11 protein-coding genes are annotated in these 15,794 nt (G+C 67.0%); 5 read left to right on the plus strand and 6 right to left on the minus strand.

Annotation, left to right across the window (positions count from 1 at the left end; all coding sequences use genetic code 11):
• Positions 1–71: 71 nt before the first annotated feature.
• On the minus strand, positions 72–2,165 hold the full coding sequence (locus tag RTX79_RS08305; RefSeq protein ID WP_312683143.1) for a hypothetical protein: 2,094 nt from the start codon (positions 2,163–2,165) through the stop codon (positions 72–74).
• Positions 2,166–2,541: 376 nt separating this feature from the next.
• Here RTX79_RS08305 and RTX79_RS08310 point away from each other — a divergent pair, with 376 nt between their 5' ends.
• A complete protein-coding gene (locus RTX79_RS08310) occupies positions 2,542–2,904 on the plus strand; it encodes a helix-turn-helix domain-containing protein (protein ID WP_083491918.1) in 363 nt (120 codons plus the stop codon).
• Between the two features lie 117 nt (positions 2,905–3,021).
• On the opposite strand, the gene ung is transcribed toward RTX79_RS08310, so the two are convergent.
• From ung to rhlB, 5 genes are all read right to left on the minus strand, one after another.
• Positions 3,022–3,723, minus strand: a complete 702-nt coding sequence (ung, locus tag RTX79_RS08315; RefSeq protein ID WP_428695976.1) for a uracil-DNA glycosylase — start codon at positions 3,721–3,723, stop codon at positions 3,022–3,024.
• Positions 3,723–4,562, minus strand: coding sequence for a response regulator (locus RTX79_RS08320; protein ID WP_057507409.1), 840 nt, complete (start codon positions 4,560–4,562; stop codon positions 3,723–3,725). Before RTX79_RS08320 ends, ung begins: the two co-directional genes overlap by 1 nt.
• A 9-nt stretch (positions 4,563–4,571) precedes the next feature.
• Entirely contained in the window at positions 4,572–5,546 is a 975-nt protein-coding gene (ftsX, locus tag RTX79_RS08325; RefSeq protein WP_123698842.1) for a permease-like cell division protein FtsX, read from the minus strand.
• A complete protein-coding gene (ftsE, locus tag RTX79_RS08330; protein WP_057507407.1) occupies positions 5,543–6,229 on the minus strand; it encodes a cell division ATP-binding protein FtsE in 687 nt (228 codons plus the stop codon). Before ftsE ends, ftsX begins: the two co-directional genes overlap by 4 nt.
• A 236-nt stretch (positions 6,230–6,465) precedes the next feature.
• Positions 6,466–8,214 (minus strand): ATP-dependent RNA helicase RhlB, encoded by a 1,749-nt coding sequence (rhlB, locus tag RTX79_RS08335; protein WP_312683146.1) that lies wholly within the window; start codon positions 8,212–8,214, stop codon positions 6,466–6,468.
• 523 nt (positions 8,215–8,737) lie between these two features.
• Between rhlB and trxA the strand changes: the two genes are divergently transcribed.
• From trxA to RTX79_RS08355, 4 genes are all read left to right on the plus strand, one after another.
• Positions 8,738–9,067, plus strand: a complete 330-nt coding sequence (trxA, locus tag RTX79_RS08340; protein ID WP_042612690.1) for a thioredoxin — start codon at positions 8,738–8,740, stop codon at positions 9,065–9,067.
• Positions 9,068–9,293: 226 nt separating this feature from the next.
• On the plus strand, positions 9,294–11,081 hold the full coding sequence (gene rho, locus RTX79_RS08345; RefSeq protein WP_312683149.1) for a transcription termination factor Rho: 1,788 nt from the start codon (positions 9,294–9,296) through the stop codon (positions 11,079–11,081).
• A 364-nt stretch (positions 11,082–11,445) separates the two neighbouring features.
• Positions 11,446–12,459 carry a LacI family DNA-binding transcriptional regulator gene (locus RTX79_RS08350; RefSeq protein WP_312683150.1) on the plus strand — a complete coding sequence of 338 codons (1,014 nt, stop codon included), beginning with the start codon at positions 11,446–11,448 and terminating at the stop codon, positions 12,457–12,459.
• Between the two features lie 339 nt (positions 12,460–12,798).
• Complete coding sequence (locus RTX79_RS08355; RefSeq protein ID WP_312683151.1) at positions 12,799–15,789, plus strand: TonB-dependent receptor; 2,991 nt, start codon at positions 12,799–12,801, stop codon at positions 15,787–15,789.
• The last annotated feature ends 5 nt before the right edge of the window (positions 15,790–15,794 follow it).

Raw genomic sequence — 15,794 nt, forward strand, 5'->3', positions numbered from 1 at the left:
CGTGCCGATCCGTCCTTGTTGCGGGTGGCGCGCGGTCCGCTGCGCGCCCGTTCCATTGCTGCTGCCCGCCGCTAGTACGCGGCGGGATTGCTGCTGAACACCACCGGGACGCTGATCGTGGCGCTGCCGCCGTTGAGCAGGTCCACGCCCACGCTGATGCTGTTGCCGCCCACCGCTCCGCCGCTGGCCACCGCGCAGGCGCTGCCTGCACTGGCACTGCAGGTCCAGGCCGCGCTCAGCGTGGCGCCATTGGGCAAGGTGTCGTTGACCACCGCGGCGGTGACCGCGTCTGGACCGCCATTGCTGACCACCAGCGTGTACGTGGCGGCACCACCGGGCGTGTAGCTGCCGCTGCCGTCGGTCTTGGTGATCGAAAGATCGGCCTGGCGGGTGCGGTTGACGATGCGGCAGACCAGCGCCACCGGCGTGGCGGTGACCGCCGGCGCCTGCAGGGTGAAGCTGTTGCCGGTGCCGGAACTGACGACCGTGCCGTCCTGGTTCGCGCATTGCCAGGTACTGGCGTAGCGCTCCAGCACCGTGCCGGCAGCGGCGGTTTCCGCCATTGCGTAGGTGCCGCCGGCCACCGTCACCACCGCAGCGGTGGCACCGTTGTTGCCGACATTCGCCGCCGAACCGACCACGCTGCCGTTGTAGTTGATGGCCAGGTTGAAGCGGCCGGTATCGCTGCTCGGCTGCAGTTCCTTGACCAGCTGCAGGGTGGCCGCGCAGGCCTGGGTCACGCCTTCAACGGTGAACACCGCCTGGCCGATGCGGATGCCGAGCAGCCCGAGCAGGTTGTCGACCACCCCGCCCAGCAGCGCGGTCAGCACAGGGGTGACCAGCGTGTTGACCGCCGTGCGGATCGGCTGCAGCAGCGTGCTCACCAGCGTGTTCACCAGGTCGGCCACCGGCAGCGGCAACGGCAGCGCACCGAGCAGGGTCACCGTGGGATTGCCGCTGGTGACCTGGATGTTGAGCGAGTTGACCAGCGTGGACACCATCGTGGCGGCACTGACGGTGCCGGCCGACAAGGTGCGTGTCTGTGGATACGGCCCGGTGAAACTGGCCGACTGCAGCCCCGGCGTTGCCGTGGCGAAGCCGCGGATGCTGACGGCCAACGGCACCGAGACATCGGCGACGGGAATGTTCAGCAGCGTGGTGACCCGCACGGTGACGTTGAGCGAGGTCAGCGTGGCGGGTGTCAGCGCACTCTCGGTGAGTACCAGCGAGCGGTTGAAGAAGGTCGCGTCGCTGATCTGGCCGACGTAAAGGTTCACCAGCCCGGGCCGCGCCTGCAGGGTGACCGCGTTGCCGACCAGGTTGACCGCCGAGATCGTGCCTTCGGCGCGGGCGATGTCCGCATACACCTGCAGGTGCAGCACGCTGGCGCTGATGTTGGCGTTGGACACCTTCACCAGGCCGAGCACGTTGAGATTGTTGAGCAGGCCGGTCAGCGCGGCGACGTTGAGTCCCTGCGCGAGGTCCAGATCCAGCTTCACCCGGATCGCCGAACTGTGGAACGCGCTGCCGAGCGGTCCGCAGGTGTACACCGGACGCTCCACCACCTGCAGCCACAGACGGACATTGGCCACGCCGGTCAGGCCGAGCGCTGCGGTGTTGACCGTGATCGGCGTCGGCGTGGTCAACACGTTGCTGAAGTTGTACAGCTGCACGCTGCCGGTCAGCAGGTCCAGCACGTTGAGCCGCACCGTGGTGAGCGAGCCGGTTGGCAGGGCGATCTGCAGCAGATCACCGAGGCGGATGCTGCCGGTGGCGCCGGCCACGCCCAGTGGCAGTGCGTTGAGGATGTTGGCCGCCACGGTCTGGTTGTCGGCCTGCAGTACCGCCACCATCGCCGCGCGCAGCGTGCCCAGGCTGATCGCGGTGTTGAGCACCTGGCTCGGATCGCTGACCTCCACCCCGCCGTTGAGCTGGGTGATCAGGGCATTGAGGTTGAGGTTGGCGCCGGCCAGGCTGTTCCAGTCGACCGCGGTGAGATTGATCGTGGTGCCCGGCAGCAGTGCACCGAACAGCAGGTTGAGGACCGGGCTCTGGGTGGAATCGACCGAAGCCAATCGCGGCCCGGCACTGACGCAGGCACCCGCGGTACACGCTGATGTGCCCTGCGCATGTGCCCTGCCCGCACAGGCAAGCGCAATCAACATGACGGCGATCACGGTTATCTGCCGCCATAATGACGATATCTTCACGCCATTCACATCAACCATTCCCGTGCTCCGTGCAGTTTCCAGCGGCAGCACCACGCCCCGGCGGCGGAATGAATCCGTCACCTGAACAAACTCGATACTGGCCGGTTGAATCCCGGGTTTACGTTTAAGCCCGGTTCGAGGTGATTAATACGGGGCGCGGGAAAGCCGTCAAACAGGACGGCGTGAATATGGAGGGCAGTATTGCTGGCCTGTAGTCCAGGGGAAGGCCGGCACGGTTGCTACGGATACGCAGGACAGCGTTTCTGTACAGCCGGAAAAAGAATCACTTCCCGGTAAGCAGTGCTTGCCAAGACATGGAGAGGGGTGCCCAATGAAGGACATGTGCGACAGAATCCGACGCTCGCGATTGACCGCCGGACTATCTCAATCACAATTGGCGCAGGAAACCGGCGTTCGCCGCAGCGCAGTGGCCCAATGGGAACGCGAGGGCGGAACCTCGCCGAGTGTGACGCATTTGGCACAAATCGCGATTGTGACCCAGGTTTATTTTGAATGGCTGGCCACAGGACGTGGACCTGGTCGCCCGGAAGACGGAATCGATCTGCCATTGCCCGAAACAAAACCCGATGTGGGTCGCCATCCGCATGAAACCGAGATTCTCTGCCTGCTGCGTCGAATGACGCCGCGCAAACGCCAGGTGGCGCGGGCGATCATCGAAATGCTGGAGGATTGATTCGGGGTGGGTGACGGTAGCGCCGGGCCAGGCCCGGCGGGCGCAGCGGGAAAGGCGTGACGGCCAGCGGCCGTCACTACCGGGTGCGGCCGTCACCGGGGCGGTCGTCACCCACCGTCATCCTGCCGGTGGCAGTGACCAGTCGATCGGTGTCTGTCCGCGGCGCTGCAGGTACTCGTTGGTCGCGGAGAAATGGCCGCAGCCGAGGAAGCCGCGGTGGGCGGACAGCGGTGAGGGATGCGGTGCCTTCAATACCCGATGGCGCTGGGTGTCGATGACCTTGCCCTTTTGCTGCGCATAGCTGCCCCACAGCAGGAACACCAGGCCCTCGCGTTCGCGGTTGAGCGCTTCCACCACGTGGTCGGTGAAGCCTTCCCAGCCGCGCTTCTGGTGCGCCCCGGCGTTGCCCTCTTCCACCGTCAGCACGGCATTGAGCAGCAACACGCCCTGCCGCGCCCAGGGCAGCAGGCAGCCATGGGCCGGCCGCGGAATGCCGAGGTCGCGCTCGATTTCCTTGTAGATGTTCAACAGCGACGGCGGCACCGGCACGCCGGGCTGCACCGAGAAACTCAGGCCATGCGCCTGCCCACGCCCGTGATAGGGATCCTGGCCCAGGATCACCACCTTGGTGGCATCGAACGGGGTGGCGTCGAAGGCCGCGAAGATCTGCGGGCCGGGCGGGAACACGTTCACGCCGCTGGCCTTGCGCTGGCGCAGGAAGTTGCCGAGCTCGCGCATCTGCGGCTGCAGCAGCCAATCGCCGACCTGTGCTTTCCAGCTCGGTTCGAGCTGGATGGAAGGGGGTACTGCTTCGTTCATCACACCACGGATCTTGGATTCAATCGGGACAGCCGCAGCTGGAACAGCACCTTGGTCACCAGCAGGCGCTCTTCGATCGGCTTGAGCACCAGGTCGTTGGCACCGGCCTGCAGCAGCGCCGTCTGGTTGAGCGGATTGCCGTCGCCGGTCATCACCAGCACGGGCAGGCGACGCTTGCCATAGCCGAAATCCACCCGCACCCGCTCCACCAGGTCGCGTCCGCTGAGCTCGCCCTTCAGGGTCACGTCGGTGAGCACCAGGTCGATCCGGTGCTGGTTGCGGCCCAGCGACTCGGCGGTCAGCAGGGTCACGGCCTCTTCGGCGGTCATCACGTGCAGCACGTTGAGCTGCTGGCGCTCGAGCATTCGCTTGGTGGCTTCGGCGACCACCCGGCTGTCTTCCACGTACAGCAGCGTGGCGCCGGGAATGATCGCCGGCTGCACGTAGCCGCGGATGAAGGCGGCCAGTGCTTCGTGGCCCAGCGACTTGTCGAAGTAATCGGTGACGTAGTCGGTGAAGCGGCGCTGTTCAAGATGCGACTGCGCATCGCCGGACACCACGATCACCGGCACATAGGCCTGCCCCGCCGATTCGCGCACGGTCTTGGCCAATGCCAGCCCGTCACCATCGGGCAGCGACAGCGAGGTGGTGACCAGGTTGACCGGCCCATCCGCCAAGGCCTGGCGTGCCTCTTCGATGCTGGCGCAGCCAACCACCTGGACGCCGGGCAGGTCGCGCTGCAGTACGTCGGCGATCAGCTTGCGGACCAGCCGCGAGCCGTCGACGACCATGACCCGGGTGGCATCGTCGTGCAGGTGCTTCAGTGCTTGCGGCTGCATGCGGAGGACTCAGGTCTCGGTGGGGCGCGTCTGGCGCAGGAAGTGTCCGGTGACCAGCCATGCACCCAGCCAGCCCACCAGCACGATGGCCAGCAGCACGACCGACGAATGCAGCAGGTCCAGTCCCTTCAGCGCGAACGGACTGGCGTAGCTTTGCGACAGCTGTGCCAGCGGCCCGGCGAGTGCGGCGCCGGCGCCGGCGAGCAGCCCCAGCGCGACCAGTCCCGCCCCCAGGCCGTACCACGCGCCCAGGTACAGGAACGGGCGCCGGATGAAGCCATCGCTGGCGCCCAGCAGCTGCAGCACGCCGATCTCTTCGCGGCGCGCCTGGATGTCCAGCCGCACCGTGTTGCCGACCACCAGCACCGCGCCGAGGCCGAGCAGCACCGACAGCACCTGCACCAGCCGCGCGCCGAACGCCAGCCAGCCGTCCAGGCGGGTGCGCCACAGCGCATCGTGCTGCACCAGGTCGGCCTGCGGCAGGGTGCCCAGTGCGCGCGCCAGGCGCGCATCGTCAGCCTTCTGGGCCGGTGTCACCACCAGCAGGCTGGGCAGCGGATTGGACTGCAGGGCATCGATCGCCTCGCCGAGGCCGGCGTTTTCGCGGAGTTCTTCCAGGCCCTGTTCCGGTGTGCGCAGGGCCACCGCGGCAACGTCGTCGCGCGCCCGCAGCTCGGTGGCCAAAGAGGCCGCGCTGGCCGCATCCAGCTCGGCCTTCAGGAACAGGTTGATGTCACGCGACTGCTGCACGCTGCCGGTGAAGTGCTTGAGGTTGTCCAGCGCGATCGACAGGCCCAGCGGCAGTGCCAGTGCAAGCGCCATGACCATCACCGTCAGCAGCGTCGCCCACGGCTTGCGGAACGCGCGACCCAGGCTGAACACCACGCTGTGCATGTGGTGCTGCCACCAGATGCCCAGCCCGGACGGTGCGGTCGCCGTGGTGTTGGCGTTGCGCTCGGGCGCAGGAGCGGATTCGGTGCTCATTCGGCAAGATCCTGCGGCGAGATGTCGTCCACCAGCCGACCATGGTCCAGGATCAGCACGCGCTTGCGCATGCGCCGCAGCAGGGCCAGGTCATGGCTGACCACCAGCACGCTGGTGCCGCGCGCGGGCAGCTCGGCGAACAGCGCCATGATTTCAGCGGCCAGGGTCGGGTCGAGGTTGCCGGTCGGTTCGTCGGCCACCAGCAGGCGCGGTTCACCGACGATCGCACGGGCGATCCCTACGCGCTGCTGCTCGCCGGCAGACAGCTGCGACGGCAGGGCCTTTTCGCGGTGCCCCAGGCCCATGCGCTCAAGCACCGAACGCACGCGCTTGCCGATGTCGGCACGCCGGGTGCCGCGCAGGATCAGCGGCAGCGCCACGTTCTCGGCGATGCTGCGGTCCATCAGCAGGCGGTGGTCCTGGTAGACCGCACCCACCTCGCGCCGATGCCGTGGCACGTCGCCACCGCGCACCTTCAGCAGGTTGCGCTCGTTGAACACCACCGCGCCGCGGCTGGGCCGCTCGTCAAGGTGGATCAGTTTCAGCAGGGTGCTCTTGCCCGCGCCGGAATGGCCGGTGACGAACACCATCTCACCAGGCGCCACGTCGAAGCTGACATCGGTCAGCGCCTCGTGTCCACCGGCATACTGTTTGCTTACGTTGTCGAACCGCAGGACGCTCATCCCCTGATTATGCAGGAGCGGCGCGGCGGATCGGTAGCGCCGGGCCATGCCCGGCGAAAACCTTCCGGCATCGCGGCAGGGTCAGGCCCCGCAGCGAGGCAGGACGGAGACACCGCCGCCCCCGGCGTCCGGGGGCAGCGCCGCAGTCGCGCGGGTGTGGATGCTGCTGATGCGGGGTCCGCGGTTCGCACAGCGAACCGGGGAGCGACAGCGCGAACGCGATGCCGCTTACCCGCTTACCCGCCCGCCAGCATCCGGCGGATCTTGCGGCCGATGCGGGTCAGGAAGGAGTCGCCCGGGTCGGCACTGCGGACCGGCTTGGCCACTACCTGCACCGGCGCACCGTGCGCGGCGGTTGCGCCCTGGGGGTTCGCGCCTTCAGCGCCTTCCAGCGGGCGGCCGTTGCGGCGGCGACGGCGCTTGCGCGGCTTGCGCTCGCCATCCTGCAGCGCGGGGTCCTGCGCGGCGCCAGTGTCGGCACGCGGCGGGCGCGGGGCCTGTACGGCGTCGACGGGGGCCGCCACGGCAGCATCAGCGCTGCCGGCCGCCGCTGCAGCAGCCTGCGACGGCGCCACGGCTGCGGCATCACCTTCCACGCGCGGCTTGCGCGGCGGACGCGGACGGCGTTCGCCGCTGCGCTCACCACTGCGTTCGCCACGGCCGGCCGACGGCTTGCCACCACGACCACCACCGCGACGCTCCTCTTCGGCGGCACGCGCCTCACGCGCTTCGCGGAAGATCTGGCTGACGCTTTCGTTCTCGTCGCCTTCCTCGCCCGGCGCAGGCGGCGCACGTTCCGGACGCGGCAGCGAGGTCAGCAGTTCGGCGGTCACCGCTTCGACCGGGATCTTCTGGTCGATATAGGCCTCGATATCCGGCAGGCCCATCGCATAGCGTTCGCAGGCGAAGCTGATGGCATCGCCTTCCTCGCCCAGGCGCGCGGTGCGGCCGATGCGGTGCACGTAGTCTTCGGCGTCGAACGGCAGATCGTAGTTGTAGACGTACTTGATGCCGTCGATGTGCAGGCCGCGGGCCGCCACGTCGGTGACCACCAGGATTTCCAGCTGGCCCTTCTGGAAGCGGTTCAGCAGGCTTTCGCGCTTCTTCTGCGGCACGTCACCGGACAGCACGCCGACGCGGTAGCCGGAACGTTCCAGCGCGCGCGCGACGCGCTCGACGAACACCTTGGTGTTGACGAACACCATCGTGCGCGCGCCTTCGCTGCGCGACAGCAGGCCGAGCAGCAGCGGGATCTTTTCTTCGTCGGCCGGGAAGTACATGCGCTGGCGCACGCGGGCGGCGGTGATGGATTCGCTTTCCACCACCATCTTCTGCGGCTCGTTCATGTGGTCATACGCCAGTTCCAGCACGCGATGGCTGAGCGTGGCGCTGAACAGCAGGGTCTGCCGGATGGTGCGCTCGGGCATGCGGCGCAGCAGGAAGCGGATGTCTTTGATGAAGCCCAGGTCGAACATGCGGTCGGCTTCGTCGAGCACGCAGATTTCGCAGGCGTGCAGCGATACCACCTTGTGCTGCTTGACGTAGTCGATCAGGCGGCCGGGGGTGGCGATGATCACGTCCACGCCCTGCTGCAGCAGCTCGCGCTGCTTGTCATAGTCCACGCCGCCGTACACCAGCGCGAAGCGCAGACCCAGTTCCGAACCCAGCTTCACCGCGTCCTTGTGGATCTGGATGGCCAGTTCGCGGGTGGGCGCCAGGATCAGCGCGCGCGGGTCTTCCGGCTTGCGGTCGGCCAGTGCCGGGCGGGTCAGCAGGCGGTTCACCACCGCGACCAGGAAGGCCAGCGTCTTGCCGGTACCGGTCTGTGCCTGGCCTGCGACATCGCCACCGGCGAGTGCGACCGGCAGCGTCAGCGCCTGGATCGGGGTGCAGCGGGTGAATCCGGCTCCTTCAAGACCGGCGTGCAATGCCGGATGCAGATCGAAGGAGGAAAAGGTCAAATCGGTCAGCGGTTTGTCGCTCATGTGTCCGTCTTGGTCTGGCCGCCACCTGCAATCGGGCGGCTCGGCGTCATCTGGGGGCTCCGTCGCAAACTGCGGCCCCTGCGGCGGGTCGGCGGGCCTTGGACCTTCGGGTCCCTTGCCGCTCAATGGAGCAGTTTAGCGTAATCGGGCCAGCAACCGGGCCCGAGCGTCTCACCAGACCGGGAGATGGAACCGCACGGCGCCTTCATCCACGCCACTGCCCGCTGAATCCGGCCCCGGTTGCGCCTTGAGCGACTGACACCGGCCCCCTATTCCATAGGTGCGGACAGTGAAATGCGGCACATTCCGTCGGTCATATCGATCGCGATACGCTGGGTTCCAGCCGCCCACTGTCCGCCCGCGCCGATAGGGGTAAACTGCCGGCCGTGAGCGTCCAGGCATCCCGCCCAGCGCACCGTGGAGCCTGCTCCACCAGGCAACGACGAGGGTTGCGCCAGTCTGGCCCAGCCCAGTTCACCCACCTCCGGCCCCAGCCAGGTGCCCCACAAGACGAGAAACCAAGATGAGCGACAACGTTGTACATGTCAGCACCGCTGATTTCGAAAGCACCGTACTGAACTCCAAAGAGCCGGTCCTGGTTGATTTCTGGGCCGAATGGTGTGGCCCGTGCAAGATGATCGCCCCGGCGCTGGACGAACTGGCCGTTGCCTACGGTGGGCGCGCGAAGATCGTCAAGGTCAACGTCGACCACGAGCGCGACCTGGCCGTGAAGTACCACGTCCGTTCCATCCCCTACCTGGTCGTCTTCAAGGATGGCGAGAAGGTCGGTGAACAGGTGGGTGCAGTGGGCAAGGCCCAGCTGGCCGGCCTGCTCGACAAGGCATTGGCCTGAGGCCTGTGTCTCCCGGCAGCCGGTGACGCCGGCTGCCTGCAGCCCCTGCGCTGCCTGAATGTCGTGGCATCGCGGTGCTTGCAAGGCGCCGCGCGCCGGTGATAGTGTCGGCACATCCGGTCCGCGTTCGCGTGCCGCACCCGCTGGATGCAGTTCACTCCAGACCCCATCCCTTCGTTCGCCGCCCCAGCCGGGCGCTCGCACCTTCAAGCGAGGAATAACGCTCTTGTCCGATACCACTTCTGAAACCGGCAGCGCTGATGCGCCCGCCGAAAAGCGTGTGCGCAAGCCGCGCGTGACCAAGGCTGCCGCACCGGCGTCCGCCGAAACCAGTGCTCCGGCACAGGCTGGGCTGCCGCTGGCCAATGCGCCCGAAGCCCCCCGCCCCGCTCCGCCCCCCGCGCCCGCTGCAGCGGCGCCGAGCGCGCCCGCTGCCGAAGCACCCGCCGCCCACGGCGGTGACGGCAACGAAGGCCGCGAATCCGGCCAGGGACGCCCGCAGCAGAACAACAACAACAACCAGGCAGGTGGCCAGCAGAACACCGCAGGCGGCCAGAACCAGGGCCCCTACCAGGGCAACCAGCAGAACAATGGCCAGGGCCAGGGCAACCGCCGTGACCGCTTCCGCAACCGACGCGACCGTGACCGCCCGGCACGTGGCGGTGGCCGCGACGATGGACTGCCGCAGGACAACAACGAACAGCAGGCATTCGTGCGCACCCAGCAGGCGAACGTGCCTGAGGGCTTCCCGGTGTATTCGCTGAGCGACCTCAAGCGCATGCCGGCGCAGAAGCTGCTGGAAATCGCCGAGCAGCTGCAGATTTCCGAAGGCGTCGCCCGCGCCCGCAAGCAGGACGTGATCTTCGCGCTGCTGAAGGTGCTGACCCGCCACGGTGACGGCGTCGCCGCCGACGGCGTGCTGGAAATCCTGCCCGACGGGTTCGGCTTCCTGCGCGCGGCCGAAGCCAGCTACCTGGCCGGTCCGGACGACACCTACATCTCGCCCAGCCAGATCCGCCGCTTCAACCTGCGCACCGGCGACCACCTGTCCGGCCGCATCCGCTTCCCCAAGGACGGCGAGCGCTACTTCGCGCTGTCCATCGTGGACACCATCAACGGTGAGCCGCTGGAAGCGTCCAAGAACAAGGTCCTGTTCGAGAACCTGACCGCCCTGTTCCCGCGCAAGCGCTTCACCCTGGAACGTGGCAACGGCTCGTCCGAAGACATCACCGGCCGCATCCTCGATCTGATGGCACCGCAGGGCAAGGGCCAGCGTTCGCTGATCGTCTCCCAGCCGAAGGCCGGCAAGACGATGATGATGCAGCAGGTGGCGACGGCCATCACCACCAATCATCCGGACGTGCACCTGATCGTGCTGCTGATCGATGAGCGCCCGGAAGAAGTGACCGAAATGCAGCGCACCGTGCGCGGCGAGGTCATCAGCTCGACGTTCGACGAGCCGGCTGCGCGCCACGTGCAGGTTGCCGAAATGGTGATCGAGCGGGCCAAGCGCCTGGTCGAGCACAAGAAGGACGTGGTGATCCTGCTGGACTCGATCACCCGCCTGGCACGTGCCTACAACAACGTGGTGCCGAGCTCGGGCAAGGTGCTGACCGGTGGTGTGGATGCCAACGCGCTGCACCGTCCGAAGCGCTTCTTCGGTGCGGCACGCAACGTGGAAGAGGGCGGCAGCCTGACCATCATCGCCACCGCGCTGGTCGACACCGGCAGCAAGATGGACGAGGTGATCTACGAAGAGTTCAAGGGCACCGGCAACAGCGAAGTGCACCTGAGCCGTCGCATCTCTGAAAAGCGTGTGTTCCCGGCGATCGACATCAACCGCTCGGGTACCCGCCGCGAAGACCTGCTGATCGAGCCGGAGCTGCTGCAGAAGATCTGGATCCTGCGCAAGCTGCTGCATCCGATGGATGAAATGGCTGCGATGGAGTTCCTGCTGGACAAGATGAAGAACACCAAGTCCAACGACGAGTTCTTCGGTTCGATGAAGCGCTGAGTTCCCGGCGCCGGACGATCCACGACGAGGCCCCGCATTGCGGGGCCTTTGTTGTTTCGGGGGCGCGTGCCTGCCAAGAGCAGGCTGCTTGCCTGCGACGGGTGGGCAGGCTGTCCGGGACACGCCGCAAGTACGTCCTTGCAGGCTACTGTTAGGCTCCTGCCTCAAAGTGTCCCGGACAGCCCGCCCACCCGTCGCCCTGACAGTATTCGTCCGCCGCCCGAAGCCGGGACCCCGATAGCGGCGAGCGCAGCGGGCTTTGCACGATGCCGTGCTGCGCTGCGCCGTGGCAATATCGGCCCGAGGCTGCACCATCGCTCGGCGCGCACCGGCCGCCGCTGGCACATGGAGGATCACCTGCACCATGCGTAGTCGAATCGAGGACGTCGCTGCGGCGGCAGGGGTCTCCATCAAGACCGTGTCGCGCGTGCTCAACAACGAACCCAACGTGCGCGAGCAGACCCGGTCGCGGGTGCGCGAGGCGGTCGCGCGGCTGGGCTACAAGCCCAACCTCTACGCGCGCAGCCTGGCCGGCCAACGCTCCTATTCGTTGGCGCTGGCCTACAACAATCCCTCGCGCAACTACCTGATGGAGATCCAGAGCGGCATGCTGGATGCCTGCCACGGCAACCACTACAACCTGCTGCTCGGCCCGGTGGGGATCGGGCGGCATGCCCTGCCCGACCTCAGCGCGCTGTTCGACAACTCACGCCCCGACGGCGTCGTGCTGATTCCACCGCTCAGCGATGATCCGGTCGTGCTGTCCTACCTGCAGCAGCATGACATTCCGTTTGCCAGCATCGCCCCGCGCGATCCCACCGGCGCCATCGGCGTGCGCATGGACGAGACCACCGCGGTGGTGGAACTGATGCGCCACCTGATCGCGCTGGGCCATCGGCGCATCGGCCACATCAAGGGGCCGCGGGCGCACGGTGCCTGCCAGTGGCGCCACGCGGGTTATCGCGCGGCGTTGCGCGAAGCCGGCATCGCCTACGACCCGGCGCTGGTGGTCGGCGGGCAGTTCTCCTTCGAATCCGGCATTCCCGCAGCCCATCGCCTGCTCGACCTGGCCGATCCGCCCACCGCGATCTTCGCTGCGAACGACGACATGGCCGCGGCCGTGTACCGGGTGGCCGGTGGCCGCGGCCTGCAGGTCCCACGCGACCTGTCCGTCTGCGGTTTCGATGACACCCCGATCGCCAGCCACATCTTTCCCGCGCTGACCACCGTGCGCCAGCCCACCGCGGAAATGGGACGGCTGGCGACGCTGCAGCTGCTGGACCGCATCCGTTCGCCGGGTGCCGGCAGCATGATCACGCTGGAGCATGCCGTGCTGGTGCGCGAATCCACGGCTGCACCGCGCCACCGCCGGCGCTGACGGCATCGCCGGCGGTGGCCGTTGTCCAGCGCTGTCAGCGTTGCCCCCATCGGCGCTGCGCAGAACCATTCTGCATCGCAGCACGGGCAGGTCCTCCTGCTGACGCGTGCAGGCCGCCCCGTTTTTCCCCATGACACTGCAATTACAAGGCTTCGCGCAGGCGCGCCCGGCCTGCCCCTGCATTCAGCCGGCGCAGGCAAAACGACGAGCCGAGGCGCGCCGACGGCGCTTTGTTGACAACGCTGTCAACGCATCCCCAAATCGCTCCCGTCATGTAGTTGCCGCGTTCCAGCCGAAATCAAACCCGCTGTTTCCGCACTCCCTGGGGAGGGATCCGCAATGAAGAAGTACAAGGCCGTACCTCGCAAGACACTGCTCGCCTCCGCCCTGCTGGTGGCCGTCGCCGGCCCCGCCTGGGCGCAGGACCCCACCGGGACCGCAGCACCCGATCCAGCCACCCTGGACACCGTGCAGGTGACCGGTATCCGCGGCAGCCTGACCTCGTCGATGAACCTCAAGCGCGACAGCCAAGGCGTGGTGGACGGCATCGTGGCCGAGGACATCGGCAAGTTCCCGGACACCAACCTGGCCGAGTCACTGCAGCGCATCAGCGGCGTGTCGATCGACCGCACGTCCAGCGGCGAAGGTTCCAAGGTGACCGTGCGCGGCATCGGCCCGGACTACAACCTGGTGCTGCTCAACGGCCGCCAGATGCCCGCCTCCAACCTCGGCAACGGCGGCGGCGGACTGTCCGGCTCGCGTTCGTTCGATTTCGCCAACATCGCCTCCGAATCGATCTCCGCGGTGGAGGTGTTCAAGACCACCCGCGCCGACAATCCGACCGGTGGCATCGGCGCGACCATCAACATCAAGACGCTGCGCCCACTGGAAGCGGCGCCGGTGGTCAGCCTTGGCATGAAAGCGGTGCACGACACCTCCAACGACAACGTGCCGCGCACCCTGCAGGGATCCAACGTCACCGGCGAGCTGTCCGGTATCTTCAGCCAGACCTATGCTGACGGCCGCTTCGGCGTAGCGCTCAGCGCCAGCCACCAGGAGCGTGATTCGGGCTTCAACCAGGCCACCGTCGCCGAAGGCTGGGCCACGCTGCGCGGCGATGACACCAGTGACTGGCGCGCATTGCCGCAGCCCGGCACGGGCTACTCGGACCGGATCACCAACCGGCCTGGTGCCGATGACATCTACGGCCGTCCGCAGAACACCGCGTACAACGTCAATGCCGTGCAGCGCCAGCGCACCAACGGCCAGGCCACGCTGCAGTGGAAGCCGCTGGACAATGTCACCACCACGCTGGATTACACCTATGTCGAGAACAAGGTGCAGCAGCAGCGCAGCGAGCTGTCGGTGTGGTTCAACTACGGGCCCGGGGACAGCACCTGGACCGATGGCCCGGTTGCCGCGCCCATCGTGTACAGCGAAGACGTGGTCAACGGTGACGTGGCCATGGGCGGCATGAAGCTGGCCACCCGCAACCGCATGGACTCGCTGGGCTTCAACGTGGATTGGGAAGTCAACGACGCGCTGGACATGTCCTTCGACTACCACCGGGCCAGCGCCGAGTCGCAGCCCGATGGCCCGTATGGTTCGGCCGGCGTGCTCGGTGTGGCCGCGTACGTGCGCGGCAGGACCACGGTGGATTACAGCGGCGACCTGCCGATCATCAACATCGCCCTGCCACCGGGCGGGGTGCAGGCGTCCGATGCGCTGGTCACCGGTTCGGTATTCCAGAACAGCTACAACAAGTCCGAAGTGGAGCAGCTGCAGGCCAAGGGCGTGTTCCGTTTCGCCGATTATTCGGCACTCGATTTCGGCGTGGGCCACACCCAGGTGGACAACCGTTCGGCGGCGGCGATCGAGCAGCGTGACAGCTGGGGCGGCGTCGGCACGCCGGCCGACTACGCCGACGATATCTGGTACGCCGATGACATGGGCAAGTACTTCAAGGCGTTTTCCGGGCACAACGACCCACGCCTGACCGGCCAGTTCCTGGTCTTCGACTTCGACCGCCTGCGGGAGCGGGCGGCGCAGGTCGCCAACGGCGCCGAGCCGGCCTGTCCGACGTGCTATCTCGCCCCGACCGAGTACTCCGAAGACATCCGCACCACCGAAAAATCAAAGAGCGCCTACCTGCAGTACCGCACCACCTTCGACTGGAACATGCCGCTGCATGTCGCGGCCGGCGTGCGCTATGAGCAGACCGAAGTGGAATCGCTGGCGCTGGTGCGCGTGCCGACCTCGATCAGCTGGAACTCGCTCAACGAGTTCAACATCACCTACGCCGACGACGGCACCTTCATCGGTGGCACGGGCAAGTACGATTACGTGCTGCCCAACGTCGACCTCAAGCTGGACATCAACGAGTCGCTGGCACTGCGCGGCAGCTACAGCCGAAGCCTGGGTCGTCCGGGCTGGACGCAGATCGAGAGCGGCCAGCGCCTGGACAACATCGTGCGCACCCAGGGCGGCACCGGTTCACGTGGCAATCCGGCGCTGGAGCCGCTGCTGTCGGACAACTTCGACCTGTCGCTGGAGTGGTATTACGGCGATGCCAGCTACGCCTCGGTCGGCTTCTTCCGCAAGAACATCAAGAACTTCATCAGCAACACCATCGCGCGCGAAGATGCCGGCAGCCTGCACACGCCGGTGGGCGGCGCGTACTGGAATGAAGCGCTGGCGTCGGGCTGCGTCACCACCGATACCGTGTGCATCCGCAACTACATCTTCACCAACCACGCCGGCGATCCGGGCGTGATCTCCACCGGCGTCAACTCCGCCGGCCAGCAGACCGGCAGCATCGTCGGCCAGCCGGGCGACCCGATCGCCGGGTTCGACATCACCCTGCCGGCCAACCAGCGTTCGGATCATCTGGACGGCTGGGAAGTCGCGGTGCAGCACCTGTTCGGCCAGTCCGGTTTCGGCGTGGCGGCGAACTACACCAAGGTGAAGTCCGGGCTGACCTTCGACAACCTGAGCCTGGGCGACCAGTACCCGATGATCGGCCTGAGCGATTCGGCCAACGCCGTGCTGTTCTATGACAAGAACGCGTGGCAGATCCGCGCGGCGTACAACTGGCGCGACAAGTTCCTCAACGGCATCGGCGGCCAGGGACCAAACCCCAACTACACCGAAGCCTATGGTCAGCTCGATCTGAACATCAGTTACGCGGTGAGCGAACAGCTGACGCTGAGCGTGGAGGCGATCAACCTGACCGACGAAACGATGCGCACCTACGCACGCCACAGCAACATGCTGCGCTATGCCACCCAGACCGGCCCGCGCTACATGTTCGGCGTGCGCTACAAGTTCTGAGCGAC

Source organism: Stenotrophomonas chelatiphaga (assembly GCF_032054965.1).
Lineage (GTDB): Bacteria > Pseudomonadota > Gammaproteobacteria > Xanthomonadales > Xanthomonadaceae > Stenotrophomonas > Stenotrophomonas chelatiphaga.